Annotated in this window: 21 protein-coding genes; 18 read left to right on the top strand and 3 right to left on the bottom strand. The window is 35.3% G+C overall.

The window, feature by feature from the left end:
- Window positions 1–342: 342 nt before the first annotated feature.
- Window positions 343–1,335 (top strand): LLM class flavin-dependent oxidoreductase, encoded by a 993-nt coding sequence (locus BR44_RS06980; protein ID WP_034551500.1) that lies wholly within the window; start codon window positions 343–345, stop codon window positions 1,333–1,335.
- Window positions 1,336–1,546: 211 nt separating this feature from the next.
- Here BR44_RS06980 and BR44_RS06975 read toward each other — a convergent pair whose 3' ends face one another.
- On the bottom strand, window positions 1,547–2,386 hold the full coding sequence (locus tag BR44_RS06975) for a DUF72 domain-containing protein (RefSeq protein WP_034551497.1): 840 nt from the start codon (window positions 2,384–2,386) through the stop codon (window positions 1,547–1,549).
- A gap of 367 nt (window positions 2,387–2,753) precedes the next feature.
- Here BR44_RS06975 and metG point away from each other — a divergent pair, with 367 nt between their 5' ends.
- The 10 genes from metG to BR44_RS06925 all read left to right on the top strand — a co-directional run bounded on the left by metG (window position 2,754) and on the right by BR44_RS06925 (window position 12,922).
- A complete protein-coding gene (gene metG, locus BR44_RS06970; RefSeq protein WP_034551495.1) occupies window positions 2,754–4,778 on the top strand; it encodes a methionine--tRNA ligase in 2,025 nt (674 codons plus the stop codon).
- An 89-nt stretch (window positions 4,779–4,867) separates the two neighbouring features.
- Window positions 4,868–5,647, top strand: coding sequence for a TatD family hydrolase (locus tag BR44_RS06965; RefSeq protein WP_034551493.1), 780 nt, complete (start codon window positions 4,868–4,870; stop codon window positions 5,645–5,647).
- On the top strand, window positions 5,635–6,198 hold the full coding sequence (gene rnmV, locus BR44_RS06960) for a ribonuclease M5 (protein WP_034551491.1): 564 nt from the start codon (window positions 5,635–5,637) through the stop codon (window positions 6,196–6,198). The genes BR44_RS06965 and rnmV overlap by 13 nt, the downstream gene beginning before the upstream one ends.
- Window positions 6,188–7,075, top strand: a complete 888-nt coding sequence (gene rsmA, locus BR44_RS06955; protein WP_034551490.1) for a 16S rRNA (adenine(1518)-N(6)/adenine(1519)-N(6))-dimethyltransferase RsmA — start codon at window positions 6,188–6,190, stop codon at window positions 7,073–7,075. The genes rnmV and rsmA overlap by 11 nt, the downstream gene beginning before the upstream one ends.
- Window positions 7,076–7,240: 165 nt before the next feature.
- A complete protein-coding gene (locus BR44_RS06950; protein WP_034551487.1) occupies window positions 7,241–7,498 on the top strand; it encodes a Veg family protein in 258 nt (85 codons plus the stop codon).
- Window positions 7,499–7,660: 162 nt separating this feature from the next.
- Entirely contained in the window at window positions 7,661–8,518 is an 858-nt protein-coding gene (gene ispE, locus BR44_RS06945) for a 4-(cytidine 5'-diphospho)-2-C-methyl-D-erythritol kinase (protein WP_034551484.1), read from the top strand.
- A 361-nt stretch (window positions 8,519–8,879) separates the two neighbouring features.
- Window positions 8,880–9,587: a metal ABC transporter ATP-binding protein gene (locus BR44_RS06940; RefSeq protein ID WP_034551482.1), complete on the top strand. Its 708-nt coding sequence runs from the start codon at window positions 8,880–8,882 to the stop codon at window positions 9,585–9,587.
- Window positions 9,533–10,366 carry a metal ABC transporter permease gene (locus BR44_RS06935; protein WP_034551480.1) on the top strand — a complete coding sequence of 278 codons (834 nt, stop codon included), beginning with the start codon at window positions 9,533–9,535 and terminating at the stop codon, window positions 10,364–10,366. The genes BR44_RS06940 and BR44_RS06935 overlap by 55 nt, the downstream gene beginning before the upstream one ends.
- 181 nt (window positions 10,367–10,547) lie before the next feature.
- Window positions 10,548–11,378 (top strand): pur operon repressor, encoded by an 831-nt coding sequence (gene purR / locus BR44_RS06930; RefSeq protein WP_034551479.1) that lies wholly within the window; start codon window positions 10,548–10,550, stop codon window positions 11,376–11,378.
- A 584-nt stretch (window positions 11,379–11,962) separates the two neighbouring features.
- Entirely contained in the window at window positions 11,963–12,922 is a 960-nt protein-coding gene (locus BR44_RS06925; protein ID WP_034546336.1) for an IS30 family transposase, read from the top strand.
- A 29-nt stretch (window positions 12,923–12,951) separates the two neighbouring features.
- Here BR44_RS06925 and BR44_RS06920 read toward each other — a convergent pair whose 3' ends face one another.
- The gene (locus BR44_RS06920; RefSeq protein WP_034551478.1) at window positions 12,952–13,458 is read right to left on the bottom strand and encodes a cupin domain-containing protein; all 507 of its coding nucleotides are present in this window, start codon (window positions 13,456–13,458) and stop codon (window positions 12,952–12,954) included.
- Between the two features lie 279 nt (window positions 13,459–13,737).
- Here BR44_RS06920 and glmU point away from each other — a divergent pair, with 279 nt between their 5' ends.
- The 5 genes from glmU (at window position 13,738) to BR44_RS06895 (ending at window position 20,053) form a co-directional block, all read left to right on the top strand.
- Complete coding sequence (gene glmU / locus BR44_RS06915) at window positions 13,738–15,105, top strand: bifunctional UDP-N-acetylglucosamine diphosphorylase/glucosamine-1-phosphate N-acetyltransferase GlmU (RefSeq protein ID WP_034551477.1); 1,368 nt, start codon at window positions 13,738–13,740, stop codon at window positions 15,103–15,105.
- 121 nt (window positions 15,106–15,226) lie between these two features.
- The gene (locus BR44_RS06910; protein WP_034551475.1) at window positions 15,227–16,207 is read left to right on the top strand and encodes a ribose-phosphate diphosphokinase; all 981 of its coding nucleotides are present in this window, start codon (window positions 15,227–15,229) and stop codon (window positions 16,205–16,207) included.
- A gap of 166 nt (window positions 16,208–16,373) precedes the next feature.
- Window positions 16,374–16,805, top strand: coding sequence for a NusG domain II-containing protein (locus BR44_RS06905; protein WP_034551474.1), 432 nt, complete (start codon window positions 16,374–16,376; stop codon window positions 16,803–16,805).
- Between the two features lie 218 nt (window positions 16,806–17,023).
- Window positions 17,024–18,661 (top strand): peptide ABC transporter substrate-binding protein, encoded by a 1,638-nt coding sequence (locus BR44_RS06900; protein WP_034551472.1) that lies wholly within the window; start codon window positions 17,024–17,026, stop codon window positions 18,659–18,661.
- Window positions 18,662–18,691: 30 nt separating this feature from the next.
- On the top strand, window positions 18,692–20,053 hold the full coding sequence (locus tag BR44_RS06895) for a M20 family metallopeptidase (protein WP_034551469.1): 1,362 nt from the start codon (window positions 18,692–18,694) through the stop codon (window positions 20,051–20,053).
- 64 nt (window positions 20,054–20,117) lie between these two features.
- On the opposite strand, the gene BR44_RS06890 is transcribed toward BR44_RS06895, so the two are convergent.
- Window positions 20,118–21,095 (bottom strand): L-lactate dehydrogenase, encoded by a 978-nt coding sequence (locus BR44_RS06890; protein ID WP_034551467.1) that lies wholly within the window; start codon window positions 21,093–21,095, stop codon window positions 20,118–20,120.
- Window positions 21,096–21,990: 895 nt separating this feature from the next.
- On the opposite strand from BR44_RS06890, the gene pth reads away from it, so the two are divergent.
- Window positions 21,991–22,557 carry an aminoacyl-tRNA hydrolase gene (gene pth, locus BR44_RS06885; protein WP_034551464.1) on the top strand — a complete coding sequence of 189 codons (567 nt, stop codon included), beginning with the start codon at window positions 21,991–21,993 and terminating at the stop codon, window positions 22,555–22,557.
- A 78-nt stretch (window positions 22,558–22,635) separates the two neighbouring features.
- Window positions 22,636–26,160 (top strand): transcription-repair coupling factor, encoded by a 3,525-nt coding sequence (gene mfd / locus BR44_RS06880; protein WP_034551462.1) that lies wholly within the window; start codon window positions 22,636–22,638, stop codon window positions 26,158–26,160.
- The last annotated feature ends 10 nt before the right edge of the window (window positions 26,161–26,170 follow it).

The following is a 26,170-nucleotide window of genomic DNA, read 5'->3' as shown; positions in this document are numbered from 1 at the left end:
TCCAATTAAACTAAAGTATAAACGTCTTACGTAGTTCGTTTACAACGTATAGTATGAGAATATTATACGTCTTTTTGCATAACAAGACAAATAAGTAACGAAACACCTTATTTAAAAGTTAAGGATAGATTATGCAAGAAAAAAGGATGAAAATTATTTTTTATATTTTACCTGCTATAAATTAAATAGAGCTTAAAACCGACTTGAATAAACAATAGTTAACTTTATTTGATAAACGGAAAGTAGCAAAGGGGGAAGCTGGATTTCTGTTATTCTAAACGGAAACTGATATACTACTTTACATAGTTAAAAGAGTTTAAATAGAAAGGAAGATAACAGACAATGAAATTAAGTGTATTAGATCAAGCACCTATTACTAGTGGAAATACAGCGGTAGAGGCTTTGGACAAAGCAGAAGAACTAGCAGTCCTAGCAGATGAGCTAGGGTATAGTCGCTTTTGGATGGCAGAGCATCACGGAACGAATGGATACGCAAGTTCGGCACCTGAGATTACAGTTGCGCATTTAGCAGCGAAAACAAAAAATATCCGTATCGGGACAGGTGGCATTATGATGATGCATTATTCACCTTTGAAAATGGCTGAGGTATTTAAAACATTGAGTGCATTTTCACCAGGTCGGATAGATTTTGGAGTAGGTAGAGCCCCAGGTGGAGATAGAAATGCGATGTATGCTTTATCAGAAGGACGTCAACCACTTTTAGACAATATGTATGAAAAATTAGATACTACGTTACAATTAATCAATGATGAAATTCCAGAGGATCGGTTATACAATAAAACTATTGCAACACCTTCGGGAATCAGCTTACCAGAAGCTTGGCTGTTAGGATCAAGCGGAAATAGTGCTTTAGAAGCGGCACGTATGGGAGTAGGTTATTCATTTGCTCAATTTTTTATGGGTGGAATGACAAAAGAAATAATAGATCAGTATAAAAATAATTTTGTACCATCAGCCTTCATGCAAAAACCAGAAATGAGTGTAGCTTATCTAGTTACAGTGGCGGAAACAAAAGAAGAAGCTGAATTTGAAGCATTACCACAAGATATAGCTAGATTATGGTTAGTGCAAGGCAAACCTAGCAACTTGTTAACGCCAGAAGAAGCCCTAAATTATCCACTAACTGAAATAGATAAGAGGATTATTAAAGACAATCGGAAGTTGCACCTTGTAGGGACGGCTGAAGAGGTTGCCAATCTTTTAAAAGAAGAACAAGAGTATTATGGATTCGATGAAGCAATGATATGCAGCATTCCACATTCTCAACAGAAACGACTAGATGTCTATCGTTTATTAGCAAAAGAGTTACTTTAAAAAAGCATGAAAAAGGCTGGAGCATCTTGCCCCAGCCTTTTTCACATATCTGGATTTTTATTCTAAGATAGGCTCCAAAAAAGAAACCTGACATCTATTTTATGAATGATATTCGATGGTCTGGGGCTATCTTACATACTTTCGTGAAGTGATTCGAGCCTAAACACTTTATATCCCACTCCATTTTTTAGAACAAAAATAACCAATTCTTTTAATCAAATAAGTTAAGTTGTTGAGGTCCTAATTGGTCAAAGGTTAGATTCAATAATTTTTGTAAATATTTAGCATTACTAGCAGCATGGCCGCCAGAATTATTGTTGAAAATAATGGCAACTTCTTTAGATTTATGCTCTAATGACCGAATGATAGGAATAAAACTAGCTAGTTCGGCTTCGCTATAATCATAAAAAGTTCTTTTTTCGCGCCAATTTGAATCAGTTGAATGTAACCATCCTTCATAATTGCGACCATGTAAACGAAAGAGAGTAAGTTCTTTATTAGTAGCCGCCGTAATCATGGGGATACTGTTTCCCGGAGTTTGAGGTTGATCGATAACGGCGTGACTGAATTGGTAATCCTTTAAAAAAGTTAGGGTAAGAGGTTGGTTTTCTTCGGTAAACCAACTAGCGTGACGAAATTCGACAGCTACCGGTAAATCACCCATCCAAGTTCTTATTTTCTTTAAGTACGTTAGATGCTCTTTTGTATAATGGAAGAAAGGTGGAAACTGAAATAAAAAAGCTTTTATTTTACCGGCTTCTATCATTGGCTTAAATGCGGCAACGTAAAGCTGGAACATAGCTTCTTGAGAAGGGAAGAAATCAATCCACTCTTTATGTTGGGTCATTGCTTGAAAAGCTTTAGGAATAAATTGAAAACTGTCAGGTGTTTTGTTTATCCAACTTAAAATATTTTTTTCAGATGGGATAGCATAAAAGCTCGTATCTAGTTCGACAAAAGGAAAATGAGAAGCGTAATCTTCCAATTTTCTAGTTCTACGAGTCATTAACAACTCATGATCGCTCCAACCCGTCAAACCGATTGTAATCATATCAAAAAGTACTCCTTTCTAATTAAGAGATTCTCTTTTAATTGTACCGTATTTATTGAAAAGAACAAAAAGCTTTATCTTTAATTGTAAATGTTTCCCGTGAAACATTTACAATTAAAGATAAAGACAGTAAACTATTCTTGGTAAGTTTTTAAACAAGTAATAAATCTGAAAAACAGATAAATTCAGCGTATAAAAAGAGATGAAATAAGTAAAAGTTAAAGATAAGAAGACCTTATCTGACTATCTTTCTGTGGTATACTGTTTTAGAATAGTTTTAGTTGAATGATGGAAAAGATAAATAGGTGCAACAGAGATAAAATGAGTGAATGAAAAAATTTAGGAATTAACAAAGGAGACGCTTATTGTGACTGAAAAAAAACCGTTTTATATTACGACCCCGATTTATTATCCGAGCGGAAAACTACACATAGGAAATGCTTATTCTACTATCGCCTGTGATGTAATGGCGCGCTATAAAAGAATGATTGGTTTTGATGTATTTTATTTGACCGGAAGTGATGAACATGGTCAAAAAATTGAAAATAAGGCAGAAGAATTAACGATTACACCACAACAATATGTGGATAAAATGGCTGATGATATGCAAAGCCTATGGAAGCTATTGGAAATTAGCAACGACAAGTTTATTCGGACGACAGATCCGGTTCACGAAAAGGTAGTAGCGGATATTTTTGAACGATTCTTAGCACAAGGAGATATTTACTTAGATGAGTATGAAGGCTGGTATTCTGTACCTGATGAAACCTTCTACACTGAGACACAGTTAGTTGATATTGAGCGCAATGTTGACGGAGAAATTATCAGTGGTAAATCACCAGATAGTGGGCACCCTGTGGAACTGATAAAAGAAGAATCATATTTCTTTAAGATGAGCAAATACGCTGATCGTTTATTGGATTATTACAATGCACATCCTGATTTTATTCAACCTGAGTCGCGTAAAAATGAGATGATCAATAATTTTATCAAACCAGGCTTAGAAGATCTAGCAGTATCTAGAACAACTTTTTCTTGGGGTATCAAAGTACCTAGCAATCCAAAACACGTTATTTATGTTTGGATTGATGCCTTGGCGAACTATATCACCGCTTTAGGATATGGTACAGATGACACAACGCTATTTGATAAATTTTGGCCAGCTGATGTGCATATGGTTGGAAAAGAGATCGTTCGGTTCCATACAATCTATTGGCCAATCATGTTGATGGCTTTAGATTTACCGTTACCTAAAAAAATATTTGGTCATGGTTGGTTATTGATGAAAGATGGGAAAATGTCAAAATCCAAAGGCAATGTTGTTTACCCAGAAATGTTAGTCGAACGCTATAGCTTAGATGCTTTGCGTTATTATCTAATGAGAGAAGTTTCATTTGGTAGTGATGGTGTATTTACACCAGAAGATTTTGTTTCAAGAGTAAATTATGATTTGGCAAATGATTTAGGAAATCTCTTAAATAGAACGGTTGCAATGATTAATAAATATTTTAATGGAAATATTCCAGCCTATACTGGTAATGTGACTGCTTTCGATGAGTCATTTAAACAAACAGCAGAGACCGTTATCGCTAACTATCAGACTGAAATGGAAAAAATGCAGTTTAGTAATGCATTAAGCAATATTTGGCTATTAATCTCTCGAGCTAACAAATATATTGACGAAACCGAGCCTTGGAAACTAGCCAAAAACGAAGAGGCAAAACAGGTTTTGGAAAGTATTATGGTTCATTTAGCCGAAAGCTTAAGGATTTCTGGTATTTTACTTCAACCATTCTTAACTCAAGCACCAAAAGAACTATTTAGACAATTAGGTATTGAAGATGAAACTGCAAAAAACTGGGAGACTATCAGTTTCGGACATTTCCCGCAAGAGTCTAAAGTCGTTGCAAAAGGAACGCCTATCTTCCCGCGTTTAGATATAGAAGAAGAAGTAGCCTATATTAAGCATCAAATGGATGGTGGCTCAACTGAAAGGGAAGACGAAGAAGTGATTCCAGCAGAATGGAATCCTACTGAAACACAATTAGTTTCTGTCAAAGAAAAACAAATTAAATATGAAGATTTTGATAAAGTAGAATTAAAAGTTGCTGAAGTGATAGATTGTGGCAAAGTAGAAGGCGCAGATAAACTATTGAAATTCCGTCTGGACGCTGGCGATGAAAATCACCGTCAAATTCTTTCTGGAATTGCTGAATGGTATCCTAATCCAGCAGATTTGATTGGTAAAAAAGTCATTATTGTGGCCAATTTAAAACCTCGTAAAATGCGTGGTGAAATCAGTCAAGGTATGATCTTATCTGCTGAAAAAGACGGCAAATTGCAAATTATTGAAGCGCCAAAAGAGGCACCAAATGGTTCTGAAGTAGCATGATTTTCAAATGAATGGATACCCTGCTGAAGAATTTTTGGCAGGGTATTGGATTAGAGATGAAAAAGTCAATAGAGAAAGGGATGGAGAATATGTTATTCGATACACACACCCATTTAAATGCAGAAGAATTTGATGAAGAAATACCAGAAACGATTCAACGTGCAAAAGAACACGATGTTTCTCGTATGGCGGTAGTTGGTTTTGACTCACTAACAATAAAAAAAACATTGGCTTTAAGCGAAACCTATCCAGAGATTTTTAGTATTATCGGTTGGCATCCAACTGAAAGCTATTTGTATACTGAAAAAATTGAAGAGCAGTTGTATCAGCAATTGCAATTACCTAAAGTAGTGGCTATGGGTGAAATGGGTTTAGATTATCACTGGGATACGTCTCCTAAAAAACAGCAACAAGATGTTTTTAGAAGACAACTTCAAATGGCAAAAGAATTAAACTTACCCGTTAGTATTCATATGCGCGATGCAATAGAAGATACGTATCAGATTCTAAAAGAAGAACACGTTGAAGATATTGGCGGTATCATGCATAGTTTCAGTGGAGATACGCAATGGATGGAACGTTTCTTGGATTTAGGCATGCATATTTCTTTAAGTGGGGTAGTGACCTTTAAAAATGCCCAAGAACCTAAGGATGTGGCTAAAAATGTTCCTTTTGATAAACTATTGATAGAAACAGATGCTCCTTACTTAGCCCCTGTTCCTTATAGAGGAAAACGGAATGAACCTGCTTATGTTAAGTATGTCGCAGAAAAAGTCGCAGAGTTAAGAGGCTGTACTTATGAAGAGGCAGCAGCTCAAACAATGAAGAATGCAAATAAATTGTTTAGGTTAGACAAATGGAAAAAATAAAAGAAATTATCGTCGTTGAAGGACGAGATGACACAAGAAGAATAAAGGAATCACTTGAGGCCGATACGATTGAAACAAACGGATCAGCCATTAATGGTGAAACGTTAAAGTTGATTGAAAAAGCACAAGCGACAAGGGGAGTAATCGTTTTTACTGACCCTGATTTTCCAGGAGAAAAAATTAGAAAGATTATTTCAAGAGCTGTACCGGGTGTGAAACACGCCTTCTTAACGATTGATGAGGCGAAGCCCAAACACAAAGGTAGTTTAGGCATTGAGCATGCTTCTCCAGAAGCTATCCGTAAAGCTTTATCAAAAAGCTATGCAGAAGTGTTAGAACAAGAATCACTAATCCCAAGGCAATTACTAATAGATGCCGGTCTCATTGCAGGAGAATTTGCACGGAAAAGACGAGAAAAATTGGGTGATCGATTGAATATTGGTTACACCAATGGAAAGCAACTTCAAAAAAGACTGCAAATGTTCCAAATCTCACCAGACGAAGTTATTCAAGCTATGCAACAGATTTTGGAGGAAGAAAATGACAACTAATAAAGATATTGCAACACCTATCAGAACGAAAGAAATATTAAAAAAACACGGATTTTCAGTAAAAAAAAGCTTGGGGCAAAACTTTATCATTGATTCAAATATCTTAACAAAGATTGTTCAAACTGCCGAACTAACGAAACAAACGAACGTCGTTGAGGTAGGACCTGGTATAGGAGCTTTAACGGAACACTTGGCACGCGCGAGCAAAGAAGTCATTGCTTTTGAAATCGATGATCGTCTGCTACCAGTATTGGATGATACGTTAAGTCCTTACGATAATGTGACCATTATAAATAAAGACGTTTTACAAGCAAATTTAAAAGAAATATTAGCAGAGAAAATCGACTTATCTGAACCCTTAATGGTTGTAGCTAACTTGCCATATTATATTACAACACCCATTATTATGTACTTTCTAGAATCAAACATTCGAATTGATACGTTAGTTATTATGATGCAAAAAGAAGTCGCAGAACGGGTTACATCAGCACCTGGTAGTAAAGCATATGGTTCGCTCTCAATTGCTGTTCAATATTATATGGCTGCAGAAATAGCTTTTATTGTGCCTAAAACAGTTTTTGTGCCACAGCCGAATGTCGATTCAGCGATTATTAAATTAACCCGTCGAGAAACACCGGCTGTTGAAGTGTTGAATGAAAAAATATTTTTTGAAGTAGTACGTGCTGCATTTGTTCAGCGAAGAAAAACGTTATGGAATAATCTTGCTGGTAGATACGGTAAAAATGAATCCGTAAAAGAAAAATTAATTGAAGCCTTAGAATATGCTGGAATAGATTCAAAACGACGAGGTGAAACCTTGAGTTTAACAGAATTTGGTAAATTAGCGGATGGGATTTATTTGAAATTATTAAAATAAAATGAAAAAACAATAAGATGGATTGCCGAAACTCTTTAAAACAAAGGAGTTTTGGCAATAGTTTTATTAGAGAGAAAACAGTTGATTCCTTCTTTCTCATATGGTATACTTGCAAACTTAATCTAAGTATGGTATAATATTCACTAGATGAGTGAGGTGAAACTGATGCCAATTACATTAGCCAGTATCAAAGAAAAACTAGATCTCAAGTTAGGGAAAAAAATTATGTTGACTGCACAAGTTGGTCGCAAAAGAAAAACAGAGCGTAAAGGTGTTTTGACTGAAACGTACCCTTCTGTTTTTGTTGTGGAATTAGATCAAGATGAAAATGCTTTTGAACGTGTTTCTTATAGTTATACAGATGTTTTGACCCAATCAGTAGAAATCCAATTTCTAGATGAAGAAAGTCTACAATATGCTTAATCGTAAGACCACGAGCTGAAAGACAAGCTCGTTTTTTTTTTTTCAAAAAAGAGGTTTCTAATAATTCCGTTAAAGTTGTTCATTCTTTATTTGCAAATCATTTTTTTTAAGCTAGTATGTTTAACAGACAAAAGACTTTTCAAAAATGAAAGGAGGTAAATGATGAATACAGAGGTAACAGAAAAAGCTCCTGCAAAAATTAATTTAACATTAGATGTATTATATAAGCGTGGAGATGGTTATCATGAACTCGAAATGGTTATGACCTCTGTTGATTTAGCAGATCACGTGACATTAAAAACGATTGAAGAAAATAGCATTATTATTCAATCTAATAATGGGTTTTTGCCTTTAGATCAAAGAAATCATGCCTACAAAGCAGCGCTGTTAATTAAAGAAAGATTTAATATTCAACTAGGCGTGGAGATGATGATTAAAAAAAATATTCCAATTGCCGCAGGATTAGGCGGCGGAAGTAGTGATGCCGCAGCAACTCTAAGAGGTTTAAATCAGTTGTGGAACTTAGGTTTGTCATTGGATGAATTAGCCATATTGGGTGCTGAAGTAGGTTCAGATGTGCCGTATTGTATTTATGGCGGTACGGCTTTCGCAAGCGGACGGGGTGAAAAGATAGAACAGTTGGATGCTGTTCCCCAGTGTTGGGTTGTCCTAGTTAAGCCTAAGAAAGGCATCTCGACAGGAACAGTCTTTAATGCATTATCTTATGATACACTCAAACATCCTGCTACTTATTCAATGATAGCAGCTATCAAGGAGCAAGATTATTTGAGGATGACAAAATTGATAGGCAACTCATTAGAAGAGACATCCATTATACGTCAACCTTCGATTGAAAAAATCAAAGAAAAAATGATATCATTTGGAGCAGATGCTGCTTTAATGAGTGGCAGCGGACCGACTATTTTTGCTCTTTGTCGTAAATACTCTAGAGCTCAAAGAGTTTACAACGGTTTGAAAGGTTTTTGTAATGAAGTCTACCTTGTGAGAACGTTAAAATAGAAATGACAAAGTGAGGCTAGGACATAAGTTCTAGCCTCGTTGTATGTCTAAATACGTACTCTAGGAATGGCATCAAAAAAGATATGCAACTGGAATAGACGAATCAGGATCGTTGGGGCACAGATTTCGAGCTCTTTCATGAAGTGAATCGGATGTGAACACTTTTTGCTCTACACCTATTTTTTTCTTGACGAATAATAGTAGTAATGATAAGCTACTGAAGAAATTCTCAAAAAGTAATCATTACGATTTGAGGGCATTAGAAACTAGAATTAAAATAATTAGAAGATGTAGGATTAGCTAGCATCTTTATTTATAACGTATTCATATTTTAAAATAAATACATGAAAGGAAGATGACGATGCATTACATTGAAGTTAAAGACTTATCCTTCTATTATGACGAAGAGCCGGTCTTGGAGAACATTTCTTTTACAGTTGATCCAGGCGAATTCGTTATGTTGACAGGTGAAAATGGTGCGGCTAAATCAACTTTACTTCTTAACGTATTAGGTTTATTAACACCAAATAAGGGGACAGTTTCTATCTCTCCAGTAAATGAAAGAAATGAAAAATTAAGTATTGGATATATTCCCCAGCAAGTTGCTTCGTTTAATGCGGGTTTTCCTAGTACGGTCTTGGAATTAGTGCGTTCTGGACGTTACCAAAGAGGCAAATGGTTTAAAAAACTAGATGCAGAAGACAAGGAGCATGTTGAACGCGCATTAAAATCAGTTGGTATGTGGGATATGAGATACAAAAAAATTGGGGAACTTTCAGGTGGGCAAAAGCAGCGTATTTCATTAGCTCGTATTTTTGCAACCGATCCGGATCTTTTTGTACTTGATGAACCGACGACTGGAATGGATATTGATTCACGTCGAGAATTTTACGAATTATTAAAACACAATAGTAAAGTTCATAGCAAAGGAATCTTAATGGTTACCCATGATCATGATGATATTAAACAGTATGCAGATCGTCATATTCAACTCGTTAGAAAGGAGGATTCACCGTGGAGATGTTTTTCTATGGATTCATGCAAAGAGCCTTCCAAGCTTCATTCTTAATTGCAGTCATTGCTCCAATTTTAGGATTGTTTTTAATTCTTAGACGGCAATCACTGATGGCTGATACATTATCACATATTTCTTTAGCAGGGATTGCATTGGGTTTGTTGCTAAATGTTAATCCAACATTCATGACGTTAATTGTTGTTGTTATAGCAGCTGTAGCAATAGATTATTTACGGATGCTCTACAAATCATATTCAGAAATTTCTATTGCTATTTTAATGTCAGCAGGAATGGCCGTTGCTTTAGTTCTGATGAGTTTAAACGAAGGTGGAACGAACACAAGTATCCAACAGTATTTATTTGGATCAATTGTGACCATCAACTTTGCGCAAGTACGCTTATTGCTCTTTCTTTTCATAATAGTTGTAGGACTATTCTTAGTCTTTCGTAAACCAATGTATGTTTTGACTTTTGATGAGGATACAGCCTTTACAGCGGGTTTACCAGTCAAGTTGATGTCAATTATCTTTAATGTGATTACGGGTGTCACGATTGCGGTTATTATGCCTATTGTGGGAGCTTTATTAGTCTCTGCGATCATTATATTGCCTGCAGCCATTGCCATGAGATTGAGCAAAAGTTTTAATTTAGTTATTTTAGCAGGCATTATCATTGGTCTTATTGGAATGCTTACTGGTCTAACTGCTTCATATCAATTCGGAACGCCACCAGGAGCAACGATTACATTGGTGTTTATTGTCATTTTTATTTTCACGACGATTATAAAAAAAGTTATCAATCAACTAAGATATAAGAAAAATCGACGAGTTTAATAGTTTTAAGAAAAGGGCGAATCCGAAAGTTCGCTTTTTTTTTATGAGAAAATAATAACAGAAACGAACATTTTTACTATATTTGACAAAAATGACTACCTTTTTTCGTTAAATATGATTATAATGAACACAACCATTTTAAAAAATAAAGTAAAAAGTACATTATGATGAGGTGAAAGAGTTGAAAGTAAAAAGAAGTGAACGGTTAATTGATATGACTCGTTATTTATTAGAAAAACCCCATAAGTTAGTTTCTTTAACTTATTTTGCAAATCGCTATGATTCGGCAAAATCCTCTATTAGTGAAGATTTATCTATTATTAAAAAGACGTTCAAAGATCGGGGTACAGGCACATTAGAAACAGTTCCTGGGGCAGCAGGAGGCGTACGTTATATTCCAGAGATAGCCAAAGAAGAAGCAAAAGAATTTATTGAAGATATGTGTGAACGTTTGTCAGAGGCGAACCGCTTATTGCCAGGAGGCTACGTTTATTTATCAGACTTATTAGGAGAACCACAAACGTTACGCCAAATCGGAAAAATTATTGCTTCTCAATACCTTCATGATTCAATCGATGCAGTTATGACAGTAGCTACAAAAGGAGTGCCAATTGCCCAGGCGGTTTCAAGTTATTTAAATGTCCCATTTGTAATGGTACGACGTGATTCTAAAATTACAGAAGGATCAACCGTAAGTATTAACTATGTTTCAGGATCTTCTGAACGGATAGAAAAAATGGAGTTATCTAAACGTAGTTTAAAAAGAGGGTCACGTGTCTTAATCGTGGACGATTTCATGAAAGGCGGCGGGACCGTCAATGGAATGAAGAGCCTGATTGACGAATTTGAAGCTCAATTAGTTGGGGTGACCGTTTTTGCAGAATCAACCTTTAGCGGAAACAGAATGATTGAAGATTACACATCATTGTTGTGTGTGGATGAAGTAGATATTCGCGATAAAACCATTCACGTGACTCCTGGAAATTATTTTAAACATAACGAGTCAAAATAATTAAGATACATTTAAATTGAAAATGATAAATACCATTAGAATAATTGTAATGGTGAAAACGTAGATTTGCGCCTGAAAATGCAAGTCTACGTTTATTTTTTTACTTAATTTATACCTTTACAAATTAGTAGTGAAGCGATGAGGTTTTAGAGAGTAAACTCATAGGATGTATTTGATAGTATCAGTAGGTCATCGTATCTTATCCACGAAAGGTAGATAAGCTTTAAAAAATTTCTTTTAAACTTGTCCATTTGAAGGATGAATAGCAACAAGCTTTACTAGCTTCTCAATGGTTTACTAAATGATAAAAATGCAACATTAATATTAATGTTGCTAGCCACTTTATTCTAATCGACTTCATGAAAAGTAGCATCACGATAGACACTTAGTAGATTTAGAGGGAACTTTTGTATAGATATAAGTACGACTGAATGGGTTCAAAAAAACGCTCTTTCTTGAAGAAAAAGAAAAGAGTGTCCATTTTTAGTTACGTGGATTGTAAGATTAAGCTATACAAATAAAAAAGCCATTCGTGATACACTCTAATTGTATTTCCAACCATAGAAAACAAGGAGTGATCACAAATGACCTATACCCATATTACCATGGATGAACTAGTGATGATAGAAGCTTATTACCATCAAGGTATTCCAGTTGCTAAAATAGCTGCTTACTTGAATCGTACTCGAACACCGATTAATAATGTTATCAGGTTCTTCAGAGCAGGACATACAGCTTTCGAGTATTACCTACGGTATAAGAAAAACAAGAAGCAGTGTGGACGCGAAAAAGTTGTTTTACCAGAAGAACAACATCTTTATATCAAGGAAAAAGTAGCTGAAGGCTGGACGCCTGATGTCATTATTGGCCGTAAAGAAATGACAATAGACTGTTCCGTACGAACACTTTATAGACAATTTAAAGAAAAAACATTCGATGAAGCTACCCTTCCAATGAAAGGGAAAAGAAAGCCTAACGGACATCAAGAACGTAGAGGTAGACAAGCTTATAAACGAAATATCTCTGAAAGAATAATAGATTATCCAACATTTAAAGAAGAATTTGGTCATATCGAAGGAGATACCATTGTAGGTGTCCGCCACAAAAGTGCGGTCATTACTCTAGTAGAGATTTTATCGAAAGCTATCATTACCTTAAAGCCCAAAGGGCGTAAAGCCTGCGACATTGAGAGTGCTATGAATCAATGGTTCCAATCCATACCAAAAAAATTATTCAAATCAATTACTTTTGATTGCGGTAAGGAGTTCTCCAACTGGAAATCTTTGTGCAACCAGCATGATGTCGCTATCTACTTCGCTGACCCTGGAACGCCTTCACAACGAGCTTTAAACGAGAATTCTAATGGGCTTCTTCGAAAAGATGGATTGCCAAAAGAAATGGATTTCAACGAAGTTGATCAGGCTTTCGTATCGTCTGTTGCACACAAACGGAATATAATTCCAAGAAAGTCATTAAATTACCAAACACCGCTGGAAGTTTTTATGAGTTACATGGATGAAGATATTTTGTATAGCTTAATTTGACAAATCAGATTAAATAAGAATTTAGATGGTTAGTCAGGTAAAGTTTTAAAAGCTAATTTTTCAATAACCGATTTGTGCTGTGGATAGTCTTTGAGTAATTCTGCTTGCGTAAACAATTCGAAATCTTTGTAATCGAAACCAGGAGAGACCATACAACTGACTAACGAATAGCCTCCATGATTTTCAACAGTTGATCCAAAAATAACGCCTTTAGGAACGGTAAATTGCAAAGATTCATTTTTTTCAAGTGTACCACCCAATGTTACTTGATTATAACGTCCATCAGAATAAAGCATATGGACAGTTAAAGGATTGCCAGCATGAAAATACCAAACTTCATCAGATTTTAAACGATGAAAATGCGATGGATTCTCTTGGTTTAATAAAAAATAAATACTCGTGTATAAGGATCTTTCATACCCATCCTTAAATTCATAGATTTCAGCAGATTGAGAAACAGATCTGAAAAAGCCACCTTCAGGATGAGGGGTCAATTCTAAATGCTTAATCCAGTACTGCTCTGATTTTTGGTTCATATTATACTTCTCCTTTTATCATCATTTCTATCAGTATACAAGATTACATACAAAGACAACAGTTTTAACAATACTAATCAGTAATCATAGTAAAAGAGAGTGGAATGTTATTCCAAAAGGATAGCAAATAGCAGGGATTGTGCTTGAAAAACCGCGCTTTTTAAGCTATTATTGAATAGTTAGAGTTAAGTTGGAAAAATAAATGAAATTATAAAAAAAGGTATGAGTAAAAAGACAATTCTGTTTTATTGAAGAGAAAAATGGATGGAGGTTACTGAAATGATACAAAGATATGCAGTCGTATTAGCAGCAGGTCAAGGCTCACGTATGAAATCTAAGTTGTATAAAGTCTTACATCCGGTTGCTGGTAAGCCAATGGTTGGCCATGTAATTGAACAAGTAGAAGCAACAGGCGCAAATGAGATTGTCACAATTGTAGGGTTTGGTGCTGAGAAGGTAAAGGATTACTTAGGCAATCGAACAAATTATGCAGTGCAAGAGGAACAGTTAGGTACGGGCCACGCTGTTATACAAGCGGAGACACATTTGAAAGATAAAGAAGGCATTACTCTAGTTATATGTGGAGATACTCCTTTATTAACAGCAGAAACATTAAATAACTTGTTTGATTACCATCAAGAAAAAGGTGCAAAAGCTACAATTTTAACCGCACATGCCCAAAATCCAACAGGATACGGTCGTATCATTCGAAATAAAGAAAATTCTGTAGAAAAAATTGTTGAACAAAAAGATGCTAGTGAAGCAGAAAGGTTAGTGCAAGAGGTTAACACAGGAACGTACTGCTTTGATAATCGTTTACTATTTGAAACCCTCTCACAAGTCGGTAACCAGAACTCTCAAGGCGAGTACTACTTGCCAGATGTTATTGAAATACTAAAGAAGCAAAATGAAATTGTAGATGCTTATAAAATGATAAGTGAAAACGAAGGGAAAGGTGTCAACGATCGAGTTGCACTAGCTGAAGCCTCACAATTGATGCGTGAACGAATTAACAAAATGCATATGCAAAATGGTGTAACAATGATTGACCCGACCACTACTTATATTGATAGTGATATTGTAATTGGATCAGATACAGTTATCGAAGCCAGCGTTTCATTGAAAGGAAAGACTATTATAGGTGAGGATTGCTTTATTGGAGCTCATTCTGAGATATCAAATAGTATAATTAGTGATGGGGTACGTGTCACTAATTCAACTGTTAAAGATTCTGTAATGGAAAAAAATAGCAATATTGGACCCTACAGTCACCTTCGTCCAAATAGTCATGTTGGAGAAGCCGTTCATATTGGGAACTTTGTTGAAATTAAAAACGCAACTCTTGGATTGAAAACTAAGGTCGGGCATTTAACGTACATTGGTGATGCTGATTTAGGGGAAAATATCAACGTTGGGTGTGGCACAATTTTTGTGAATTATGATGGTAAAAATAAATTCCGAACAACTGTAGGAAAGAACGTTTTTGTTGGATGTAATGCAAACTTGATTGCGCCATTAACTATCGGAGAGAATGTTTACATTGCTGCAGGATCGACTATTACAAGAGATATTCCAACAGAGGCTATGGCGATTGCTAGAGCACGTCAAGAAAACAAATTAGAATATTATAATAAACTGCCACATTAAAATAACTTATGAAATTCAACCAAAGTTAAGAATTGTCTTGATTTATTCGAAGAAAATGCATAGTATAGAAATGAATTGTAGACAACGGATATTCTTGAAAATAAAAAAAGTGGAGGTCACTATGTCAGAACACTATTTTGATCCAAAGTTAAAGATTTTTGCGTTAAACTCAAACAAACCATTAGCAAAGAAAATTGCTGATGAAGTAGGAGTAGAATTAGGAAAACTCTCAGTGGATCAGTTCAGCGATGGAGAAATTCGAATCAATATTGAAGAAAGCATTCGTGGGGACCATGTTTATATTATTCAATCAACTTCTAGTCCAGTAAATGATAACTTAATGGAAATGTTGATTATGATTGATGCATTAAAACGAGCTAGTGCAAAAACAATAAATCTAGTTATTCCTTATTATGGATATGCTAGACAAGACCGTAAAGCACGTTCAAGAGAGCCAATTACTGCAAAATTAGTCGCAAATATGATTACAGCTGCAGGAGCAGATCGTATTCTGACATTAGACTTACATGCTTCACAAATCCAAGGGTTCTTTGATATGCCAGTGGATCATTTATTAGGGGCATCACTTTTAGCAAATTACTTTTTAGATTGTGGTCTTGAAGGAGAAGGCGTTGTAATTGTTTCGCCTGATCATGGCGGAGTTACCCGTGCGCGTAAGTTAGCAGAATTCTTAAAAGCGCCAATTGCAATAATTGATAAACGTCGTCCAAAAGCCAATGTGGCAGAAGTAATGAATATCATTGGATCAATTGAAGGTAAGAAATGTATCTTAATCGATGATATGATTGATACAGCAGGAACCATTACGTTAGCTGCTCAAGCCTTGGAAGAAGCTGGAGCTACTGAAGTTTATGCTTGTTGCACACATCCAGTTTTATCTGGTCCTGCGATTGAGCGAATCCAAAATTCGGCTATTAAGCAATTGATTGTGACAGATTCCATCTATCTTCCTGAAGACAAAAAAATCGATAAAATCATTGGAATAAGTGTTAGTGCTTTAATGGCCGATGCCATTAAACGGATTCATGAAAATAAATCTGTTAGCCCACTTTTTGAAAGAAAATTTAAGAAAAAGTCGTAAATAAATATGGAAAACGTAAGAGGAGCCTTTTAGCTTTTCTTACGTTTTTTATAGTTTAAAGTAATGGAGTATAAATGAAGCTGCCTTTCTTGAGTAAACAGTTACTTGTTACAGTAAGATTAATAAACCGTTATTAAAAAGATTAGAATGGATGGAGCCAGTTTGTATGACTAAATTTAAAATATATAAAAAATTAGTTAAACCATTGGATGTGGTTATTATTATCTTATTGCTTGTTGGATCATTTATTCCGTACTTTATATTTAATCGACAGAACTTTTCAGGAGATCAAAACAGTACAGTTATTGCTGTTATCTCTATTAATGGCAAAGAAGTAAAACAGATGGAATTATCAAATGAGACAGAAAATGAGGAATTTACGTTCTATCCAGCAGAAGGACAATACAACATTATCGAAGTTGATGGAACAAAAATACGAAATAAAGAAGATAATAGTCCTGATCAGATTGCTGTGAAAACAGGTTGGATTAGTAAGCCAGGGGAGACTAGTATTTGTTTGCCTCACAAATTAATTATTGAAGTAAAAGCAATTAACCCAGAAAAAGATTCTGAAGAAGACATCATCATACCACTCTAACAAAGCTGAAATAATCATTTTCAGCTTTGTTTTTTTTGAATAAATTTAACAAAAAAACTGATATATTCATTTATAATGTATATTATACTTTTATTTATTAAAAAATACGATTTATATTGTATATTTATGTCTAATCTTGTATGATTAGAAAAAGCTTAATCAGATTGGAATAATGTAGTACAAAAGAATAAATCATTTAAATAAGGGAGAGCTGTAAAATGAAACAACTTATTTACTTTGCTGTAGGGATGATATTTATAAGTGGGTGCGGGCAATCTGCTAGCCAAGTAACCAATCAAGAATCTACTTCAGGAAAAAATAAAACAGAACAAACGCTAAATCTGAGTGTTGCCTCAGAATTGCCGACAATTGATCCAGCTTTATCACAAGATACCATTAGTTTTACCGCTTTAAACCAAGTGATGGAGGGCCTTTATCGGTTAGATAAAGATGAAAAACCTATTCCAGCTTTAGTTGAAGGAGAACCAGAAGTCAGCGAAGACCGGTTGACTTATCAGTTTACATTGAAGCCAAATTTGAAATGGTCGAACGGCGAAGCGTTAACTGCTGTAGACTTTGAATACGGTTGGAAACGTATTGTAGATCCTGAAACAGCTGCTAATTATTCATTTGTGATGTCTGATATAAAAAATGCTGAAGCTATTTTAGCCGGAGAAGCTAAAGTTGATGATTTAGGAATAAAAGCATTAAACAAATTAGATTTAGAAATAACCTTAGAAAAACCAGTAGAAAATTTTTTGAAATTAATCACCAAACCGACTTTTTCCCCTCAAAAAGAATCGTTTGTTACTGACCAAGGTTCAAAATTTGGAACGAATAGTGATTCAGCTTTATACAATGGACCATTTATCTTGAAAGAATGGGATGGAACGGGTTTATCATGGGTGTATGAAAAAAATGATCAATACTGGGATCAAGAAAACGTTTCTTTAACGACGGTTACTAATCAAGTGATTAAAGTAACTTCTACAGGATTAAATTTATACAACAATGAAAAAATTGATTCCATTGCATTAACTGGAGAATTTGCTCAACAATACAATCAAGACCCTGAATTTATGGCACCTTTAATGGCTAAATCCGTATACTTAGAGTTAGACCATCTAAATAATCCAGCGTTGAAAAATAAAAAGCTAAGAACTGCATTAGCGTTAGCAATATCGCGTGAGGAATTAGCAGAAAGCATTATTGCTAATGGATCTAAAGCTCTTGGGGGGTTAGTTACTAATGGTTTAGTTGAAAATCCCCAAACAGGCGAAGATTTTAGAGAAGCATCCGGTAACTATTTAGAATATGAACCAGAAAAGGCTTCTCAATTATGGGCAGTGGCACAAAAGGAATTAGGATTAACGAACGTTGATTTGCAGCTAGTAACGGATGATGATGAAGTAACAAAAAAGGTGAGTCAATATTTACAAAATACAATTGAAAAGAATTTACCAGGTGTGACGGTTTCTCTAAAAAGTGTACCTTTCAAAAGTAGGATTGAGTTAGGTGACAATGGAGATTTTGATTTATTATTATCCGGTTGGGGTGCAGATGTTAATGATACAAATAATTTCTTGAGTTTATTTCTATCAGGTTCTGTTTTTAATGGTGGGAAATATTCTAATGAAAAATATGACCAACTTGTTCAAGCGTCTATGGGGAAAGATAGCAGTAATCCTGATAAAAAATGGGGGAATGATTTAGCAGCTGAAAAAATTCTGTTGGAAGATGCGGCAATTATTCCGCTTTATCAGCAAGCGCAAGCGATGTTAGTGAAAAGCTCTGTGCATAATTATCATATGAGCCAAATTAACAGTGTCAATTTAAAATATGTATCTATTGAATAGTAAGATTTGAAAGGAGCCTATCTATTTTTTATGAAAACTTGGGTAACGAAAATAAATCAGAAAGAAAGCGTGGCAGCTTTAAAAAGAATAGTCAGTATTCCTTCTGTTAATATAGGAGATGGCGTAACCTATCCACCATTTGGGCAAGCTATTGCTGATTGTTTAGCAGAAGTGTTAAGTATTTGTAAAACGTTAGGAATGTCGACTTATTCGGACCCTGAAGGGTTTTATGGATACGCTGATTATGGACAAGGTGAGGAGTTAGTAGCGGTATTGTGTCACTTAGATGTCGTTCCTGCTGGAGACTTGAACTTATGGGATACTCATCCTTTCAATGCAGTAGTTAAAGATGGAAAATTACTTGGTCGTGGATCACAAGATGATAAGGGTCCAACTATAGCAGCTCTATATGGTTTTAAAGCAGTAGTTGATGAAGGAATCAATTTTACTAAGCGTATTCGATTTGTTTTTGGAACAGATGAAGAAACATTGTGGCGTTGTATGGATCGTTATAACTTGAAAGAAGAGCAACCAACAATGGGATTTGTCCCAGATAGTTCTTTTCCCGTAACGTATGCTGAAAAAGGATTGTTGCAAATTAAGTTAATTGGTCCAGGAAGTTCGGACTTCTCATTAGTTTGTGGCGGTGCATTTAATGTCGTTCCTGATCGTGCGAGTTACCAAGGTAATGATGCAAAAATAGTTAGTGAAAAATTAGCTGAAATAAATGTAAACCAAAATTTTGATGGACAATTGGTTACAGTAAAAGGGAAAGCTGTTCATGCTAGCACAGCTGAACAAGGCATTAACGCAATCAATCAATTAGCAAAAGGACTTGTTCATGTTCATCCGCATCCGATGGTACAATTTTTAGCCGAAAAGGTGGGGGATGAAACGAATGGATTTAGTATCTTTGGTGAAATTCAGGATGAGATGACTGGAGAATTAACGTTTAATGTGGCATCTATCTGTATCGATGAAAATAATTCAGAAATAAAATTGGATCTACGCATCCCAATCAGTTTTCCAATAGAAGATTTAGTCGAAACACTTAAAAATGTAGTAGCACCTTATGGGCTAAACTATCAAGAATTTGATCATGTAGCTGGGCTGTATGTTCCTAAAGAGAGCGAATTAGTTCAAACGTTAATGACTATTTACCAAAGTAAAACAGGTGATAAAACTTGGCCGCTCACATCAGGAGGGGCGACCTATGCAAGAACGATGCAAAACATGGTTGCTTTTGGAGCCCGTTTTCCTACAACGGAAGGGTTAGCTCACCAGAGTAATGAAGGGATATCACTAGATGAACTGTTTCAAGCGATGGATATCTATGCAGAAACGATTTTTCAATTATGTTGTAGAACCAAAAAAACACATTCCTACTTATAAAGTAAGGATGTGTTTTTTTTTAATCAAAATATGAAGTCAAGTTGTATTTAGTCTTGCTTGTTACTTATTTTGATTCTTCTTCTAACATTCTCATAGCATCTTGTGTAACTTTTCTAAGAGTTTCAGCAGAGTAATTCATTTTTTCTTGTTCAGAATCGTTTAAAGGAATCTGAATAACACTTTGGATACCTTGACGATTTACGATTGCGGGTGCTCCAATGAAAATATCTTTTTGGTTGTATTCGCCGTCTAAATATACCGAAAGAGGTAAGATGGCATTTTCGTCAGATAAGATAGCTTTGGTAATACGTGCTAATGAAACAGCTATACCATAGAAAGTAGCGCCTTTTCGTTCAATGATATCGTAAGCAGCATCACGAACTTTAAAGAACACATCAACTAAAGCTTCTTCATCTACTCCAGGATTATCTTTTATCCATTCATAAATTTGAAGACCAGCTATGTTAGCATGTGACCATACTGGGAATTCTGTGTCCCCGTGTTCACCTAAAATGTAACCATGAACATTACGAGAGTCTACACCTGTAAGTTCAGCAATAGCTTGACGGAAACGAGCACTATCTAAAGAAGTACCTGATCCGATAATGCGATTTTGAGGTAGACCAGAAAATTTCCAAGTAGCGTAAGTTAAAATATCTACTGGGTTAGTTGCAACGATAATGATACCATCAAAACCGCTGGCCATAATATTATCTATAATACTTTTAAATATCTTTAAATTCTTTTGTACTAAGTCTAAGCGAGTCTCACCGGGTTTTTGAGCTGCGCCAGCAGTAATAACAACAATATCGGCATCGTGACAATCACTATAACTAGCAGCATAAATTTTTTTGGGAGAAGTGAAAGCTAGTGCGTGAGAAAGATCCATTGCATCACCCTCTGCTTTTGCCGTATCGATATCGATAATACCAAGTTCTTGAGCGATATTTTGTGTGACTAAAGTGAAAGCGTAGCTAGAACCCACCGCACCGTCACCAACGATAATAACTTTTTGATGATCTTTTATTTCAGTATTGACCATAATGAATTGTCCTCCTTATAAACATTATCATGCACCTTAATTATAACACTCTCAGATAAGAAGTGGAAATAGAAGAACAGCGTTTAACAAAAATGAAAACACATTCATTTTATTTTTTGTATTATCTTCGTTAAATTGTTCATTTTTTAACTTGGTTTACGAATTTTATAGGATAATTAACTATAGAAATTGTTCTATAGGGGAATGTCATTTAATTTAATTTAATTTTAAATGATTAAATAATAAAATCATTAATTAGATAATAAACTGATTAATGAGGGAGATGGTTGCGAAGTATAGTACACTAAATAGAGACAACGGAGAAGACAGGTCAAAATGATTAAACTATCTTAATGTATCTTTAAATTTAAATGGATTTTCAAAAAAATAGGAATGGAACGAACACCTATGATGGATAGTATAATTTATGATGATTCTTTTTTATGTGAAAAAAATGATTAAAATAGCATGAAAAATTAACCAGAGTATCGGAAAAATAAACTGGATAAAAATAGAAGGCTTAACGGTTAGCAACAGGAGGTCTTCTTTCAATAAGGGAAATACAAAAGATTCTGTTATTGAAAAGTCAGACTTGGCCTCATAGGCAGTGAAAAAAATGGTCGGAATCAAGTTGACCTCTGCTCAACCTAGTAACGAGGAGAAAGATTCTTCATCTAATAATAATTTTGATCCGAGTCAGTTTTTTTGCAAAAAACTCATATATGAGGTGAAAGGAGTATTTTTCCTATTGTAAATCAAAATGTGGTATACTGTAAAAAATATTACTGGACGAAGAGAATTTCGTGCGGCATTTTTTTGCGTGCAAATCTTAAAATGGCTACAATAAAAAAATATACCATAAATAAAAATGATTAAAAACTGGAGAATAAACTATATGAAAATGATTATTGGCCTAGGAAATCCTGGTGCAAAATACGCGAATACTAAACACAACATAGGATTTATGGTAGTAGACGAATACGCTGCACAACATGACTTAACGTTTAACAAAAGTAAATTTGAAGCTCTTTATACAGAGGCTTTTATAGGAAGAGAAAAGGTTTTGTTAGTAAAACCACAGACATTCATGAATGATTCTGGTCGAGCAGTGAGACCGCTGATGGATTACTTTAATGTGACGATAGATGATATTATCATTGTTTATGATGACTTAGATTTACCTGCTGGGAAAATCCGTCTCCGACAAAAAGGAAGTGCTGGAGGCCACAATGGGATAAAAAGTCTGATTCAACACTTAGGAACACCTGATTTCAACCGTATCCGTATCGGTATCAATCGTCCATTTTTTGATCAAACGGTGGTAAATCACGTCTTGGGGGCCTTTCCAAAAGAGAAAGAAGAAGTAATCGCTTTTGCAATTAAGGATGGCGCATCCGCTATTGACTATTGGGTTAGTGGCCACCCTTTTATCGATGCAATGAATCAGTACAATAAAAAATAAAGTAGCTGAACAAGAAGCCCAGTAGAAATCTGAGCTTCTTTTATCATCTGAAAAACAGAAAGAAAAGGAGTCTATATAGTGGGAGATATCAATCATATATTAGCTGAATCGCCTGATGTAAAAGGCTTGTTAGCGGGTATTGGAGAACAAAAAGTCCAATTAGTCACAGGGTTAGCTGGTTCAGCTAGGACGCTAGTAACAAATGCGATTTTGGAAAAAAAGAAACGACCTATTATTTTAATCACGCATAACTTATTTCATGCTCGACAATTATTAGAAGATTTTTCAGGTTTTGTTGCTGAAGAAAATTTGCATTTATTTCCAGTTGAGGAGATGCTCTATGCTGAGATGTCTATTTCATCTCCAGAGGCTAGAACAGAGAGAGTAGCGGCGCTAGATTTTTTGCTTTCTGGAAAATCAGGAATCGTCATTGTTCCACTAGCCGGAGTCCGTAAATTATTGCCACCCAAAAAAATATGGGAGAAGGCTCGTTTCAAAGTACAACAAGGGGGCGAACTAGACGTAACAGGTATGGCCCGCAGGTTAGTTGATATGGGTTATGTGAGGCAACAACTGGTTGGCAGTCCGGGAGAATTTAGTATACGTGGTGGGATTATTGATATCTATCCTTTGACAGAAGAGCACCCTATTCGGATAGATCTATTTGATGTAGAAGTTGATTCTTTACGGTTTTTTGACGCAGATAATCAACGTTCAATTGAAACTATCGAATCCATTACCATCTTACCGGCTATTGATACACTCTACACCCATGATTTGCTTCAAGATGCTGCTCCACGATTTTCAAAAGCTGTCGAACATAACTTAGAGTTGCTAAAGGAAGCTGATGTGAAACAAGCTTTCACGCAATATATTACTCCGATTATGGACGCTTTTGATAAGGGAGAACCAATGGATCAATTAGCCATGTTTACTGATTACATTTATCCTGAATCTATTAGTATTTTAGATTATATTAGTAAAAAAAGCATTGTTATCTTAGATGAATATCCACGTATCATGGAAACGGATCGTCAATTGATAAAAGAAGAAGCTGAGTGGACTACAGAAAAACTTTCAGAGCACCGTATTTTACAAAAACAAATTTTTTCTAATGATTTTCGTAGTAAGACAAAAAATATCAAACAAGATATTTTATACTTTTCGCTTTTCCAAAAGGGAATGGGGAATTTACGTTTCTCACAAATTCATCCTTTCTCATATCGAAATATGCAACAATTTTTTGGACAAATGCCCTTATTAAAAACGGAAATGGATCGTTGGATAAAACAAAATAATACTGTCATCGTCATGGTTCCTAATGATGAACGAGCAAATAAAGTTCAGCAAATTTTTAAAGATTTTGATATTGTCAGTAAAGTGGTCAAACCAAAAAAAATCGAAATTGGAAAAGTTCAGATTTTAAAAGGAACCATTCAAAATGGGTTTGAGTTACCAGTTGATAAATTAGTCTTGCTGACTGAACGAGAGTTATTCAATAAGGTAACGAAAAAAACACCTAGACGCCAAACATTATCTAACGCTGAACGTTTAAAAAGTTATAGTGAACTCAATCCAGGTGATTTTGTCGTACACGTAAATCACGGAATTGGAAAATACACGGGGATGGAAACGTTAACGATTGATGGTGTTCATCAAGATTATATGTCTATCATTTATAAAGATGACGCTAAATTATTTATTCCCGTTACTCAACTAAATTTACTGCAAAAATATGTTTCTTCAGAAGCGAAGACACCTAAAATAAATAAATTAGGTGGCACTGAATGGGCTAAAACTAAGAAAAAAGTAGCCAGTAAAATTGAAGATATAGCAGATGATTTAATCGAACTTTATGCAGCTCGTGAACAAGAAGTTGGCTATTCGTACCCGCCAGATAATGATTACCAGCAGGAATTTGAAAACGCGTTCCCTTACACAGAAACGCCTGACCAATTACGTAGTACAGCTGAAATCAAAAAAGATATGGAAAGTAAAAAGCCTATGGATCGTTTGTTAGTAGGAGATGTCGGTTATGGTAAAACGGAAGTGGCGATGCGCGCCATTTTCAAAGCTATTCAAGAAGGCAAACAAGCGGCATTCTTAGTGCCAACAACTATTTTGGCCCAGCAACATTACGAAACGCTTAAACAACGATTTATAGAATTCCCTGTTGAAATAGGCTTGTTGAGTCGTTTTAGAACAAAAAAACAGCAAGCTGAAACAATTGAAAGGATAAGAAAAGGCCAAGTGGATATTGTGATAGGGACACACCGGATTTTATCAAAGGATATTGAATTTCAAGATTTAGGATTATTGATTGTAGATGAAGAACAACGATTTGGTGTGAAAAACAAAGAAAAGTTAAAACAGTTAAAAGCTCAAGTCGACGTCTTGACCTTAACGGCTACTCCAATACCAAGAACATTGCATATGTCTATGTTAGGTGTTCGTGATTTGTCAGTCATTGAAACGCCACCAGCTAACCGTTACCCTGTTCAAACATATGTCATGGAACAAAATCTTGGAGCTGTTCGTGAAGCCATTGAACGAGAGATGGCTAGGGGTGGGCAAGTCTTTTATTTGCATAATCGCGTAGCAACGATTGAAAAAAAAGTTTCAGAATTAAAGCAATTAATTCCTGAAGCTAGAATTGGGTTTGCTCATGGGCAAATGACCGAGAACCAACTAGAAAACGTGCTCTTCCAGTTTATTGAAGGCGAATACGATGTGCTAGTTACTACGACTATTATTGAAACAGGAGTAGATATTCCTAATGTGAATACCTTATTTGTCGAAAATGCAGATCACATGGGATTATCGCAACTTTATCAATTAAGAGGCCGTGTTGGACGTAGCAACCGTGTAGCATACGCTTATTTTATGTATCAAGCAGATAAAGTTCTAAATGAAGTCAGCGAAAAAAGACTGCAAGCTATCAAAGACTTTACAGAATTAGGATCAGGATTTAAAATTGCCATGCGTGATTTATCTATTCGTGGAGCAGGTAATTTGCTAGGGTCTCAACAACATGGCTTTATTGATTCTGTCGGATTTGATTTGTATTCAGAGATGCTAAGTGAGGCAGTTGCCCGCAAACGTGGTTTAGAAAAACGAGAAGAAACAACACAAGTAGAAATCGATTTGGGTATAAATGCCTATTTACCGGGAACCTATATTGAAGATGAGCGTCAGAAAATTGAAATATATAAACGAATCCGTGAATTACGGGATGATGAAACTTACGTTCATTTACAAGATGAGGTCATCGATCGTTTCGGTGAATATCCAGATGAAGTCGCTGATTTGTTAGTGATTGGTCTAATTAAATTATATAGTGAACGTGCGTTAATTGAGACGATTAGACGTTCTGATCAAGAAGTGGAGTTGATTTTCTCTGAATCGGGTTCCAATACATTACCAGCAGAAGAAATCTTCAGAGCACTTGGCGAAGTACCATTAAAGGCAAATATGAAGATGAAAAAAAATAAATACCTTGTAACGGTACAAATTGGAAAAACTTACACCTATCAATGGTTAGATTATCTTCAAAAGTTTGCAAAAGTCATTGCAACTTATCGTAGAAAAAAACCTAGAAACTAATGAGATGCAA

The sequence above is a fragment of the Carnobacterium funditum DSM 5970 genome (genome assembly GCF_000744185.1).
Taxonomy (GTDB): Bacteria; Bacillota; Bacilli; order Lactobacillales; family Carnobacteriaceae; genus Carnobacterium_A; species Carnobacterium_A funditum.
The sequence above is the reverse complement of the archived record's forward strand: the minus strand, read 5'-3'. Positions and strand labels throughout refer to the sequence as shown.

Bases quoted from the DNA above. Each gene is read 5' to 3' on its own strand.
- BR44_RS06980 (WP_034551500.1), top strand. From the start codon at position 343: ATGAAATTAAGTGTATTAGATCAAGCACCTATTACTAGTGGAAATACA.
- BR44_RS06975 (WP_034551497.1), bottom strand. From the start codon at position 2,386: ATGATTACAATCGGTTTGACGGGTTGGAGCGATCATGAGTTGTTAATG.
- BR44_RS06965 (WP_034551493.1), top strand. From the start codon at position 4,868: ATGTTATTCGATACACACACCCATTTAAATGCAGAAGAATTTGATGAA.
- rnmV (WP_034551491.1), top strand. From the start codon at position 5,635: ATGGAAAAAATAAAAGAAATTATCGTCGTTGAAGGACGAGATGACACA.
- rsmA (WP_034551490.1), top strand. From the start codon at position 6,188: ATGACAACTAATAAAGATATTGCAACACCTATCAGAACGAAAGAAATA.
- BR44_RS06950 (WP_034551487.1), top strand. From the start codon at position 7,241: ATGCCAATTACATTAGCCAGTATCAAAGAAAAACTAGATCTCAAGTTA.
- ispE (WP_034551484.1), top strand. From the start codon at position 7,661: ATGAATACAGAGGTAACAGAAAAAGCTCCTGCAAAAATTAATTTAACA.
- BR44_RS06940 (WP_034551482.1), top strand. From the start codon at position 8,880: ATGCATTACATTGAAGTTAAAGACTTATCCTTCTATTATGACGAAGAG.
- BR44_RS06925 (WP_034546336.1), top strand. From the start codon at position 11,963: ATGACCTATACCCATATTACCATGGATGAACTAGTGATGATAGAAGCT.
- BR44_RS06920 (WP_034551478.1), bottom strand. From the start codon at position 13,458: ATGAACCAAAAATCAGAGCAGTACTGGATTAAGCATTTAGAATTGACC.
- glmU (WP_034551477.1), top strand. From the start codon at position 13,738: ATGATACAAAGATATGCAGTCGTATTAGCAGCAGGTCAAGGCTCACGT.
- BR44_RS06910 (WP_034551475.1), top strand. From the start codon at position 15,227: ATGTCAGAACACTATTTTGATCCAAAGTTAAAGATTTTTGCGTTAAAC.
- BR44_RS06905 (WP_034551474.1), top strand. From the start codon at position 16,374: ATGACTAAATTTAAAATATATAAAAAATTAGTTAAACCATTGGATGTG.
- BR44_RS06900 (WP_034551472.1), top strand. From the start codon at position 17,024: ATGAAACAACTTATTTACTTTGCTGTAGGGATGATATTTATAAGTGGG.
- BR44_RS06895 (WP_034551469.1), top strand. From the start codon at position 18,692: ATGAAAACTTGGGTAACGAAAATAAATCAGAAAGAAAGCGTGGCAGCT.
- BR44_RS06890 (WP_034551467.1), bottom strand. From the start codon at position 21,095: ATGGTCAATACTGAAATAAAAGATCATCAAAAAGTTATTATCGTTGGT.
- pth (WP_034551464.1), top strand. From the start codon at position 21,991: ATGAAAATGATTATTGGCCTAGGAAATCCTGGTGCAAAATACGCGAAT.